This window comes from Pseudomonas sp. PH1b (genome assembly GCF_000633395.1).
Classification (GTDB): domain Bacteria; phylum Pseudomonadota; class Gammaproteobacteria; order Pseudomonadales; family Pseudomonadaceae; genus Aquipseudomonas.
In genome coordinates this window covers 1-678 of sequence record NZ_AYMU01000088.1, presented here as the reverse complement: position 1 = coordinate 678, position 678 = coordinate 1, and the positions used below count along the sequence as shown (strand labels likewise).

Genomic DNA, 678 nt, shown 5'->3' with positions numbered 1-678 from the left:
GGTTCCCGCCAGCCGGTGGATTTGTTACTTGGCGATCAGCGCTTCGACCTTGGCGATCTGCGCTTGCAGGGTCGCCTGATCGGCGCAGCGCAGGTTGGCATGACCGACCTTGCGCCCGACCTTGAAGGCCTTGCCGTAGTGATGCAGGTGGCAGTCGTCGATGGCGATGACCTGGTCCACCGGCGGCACTTCGCCGATGAAGTTGAGCATGGCGCTCTCACCAACCTTGGCCGTGGAGCCCAGGGGCAGGCCAGCCACCGCCCGCAGGTGGTTTTCGAACTGGCTGCACTCGGCGCCTTCGGTGGTCCAGTGCCCAGAGTTGTGCACCCGCGGGGCGATCTCGTTGGCCTTGAGGCCACCGTCGACTTCGAAGAACTCGAACGCCATCACGCCGACGTAATCCAGCTGCTTGAGCACGCGGCCGGAGTAGTCCTCGGCCAGGGCCTGCAGCGGGTGATCGCTGCTGGCCACCGACAGGCGCAAGATGCCGCTGTCGTGGGTGTTGTGCACCAGCGGGTAGAAACGGGTTTCACCGTCACGGGCGCGCACGGCGATCAGCGAGACTTCACCGGTGAAGGGCACGAAGCCTTCCAGCAGGCAAGGCACGCTGCCCAGCTCGGCGAAGGTGCCTTCGACGTCGGCGGCGTTGCGCAGAACCTTCTGGCCCTTGCCGTCGTA

1 protein-coding gene is annotated in these 678 nt (G+C 65.5%); it reads right to left on the bottom strand.

Features of this window, described 5'->3' with window-relative positions:
• Positions 1-24: 24 nt before the first annotated feature.
• The coding region (locus U873_RS0134145) for an ATP-grasp domain-containing protein (protein ID WP_025132491.1) at positions 25-678 on the bottom strand (654 nt) is incomplete at its 5' end.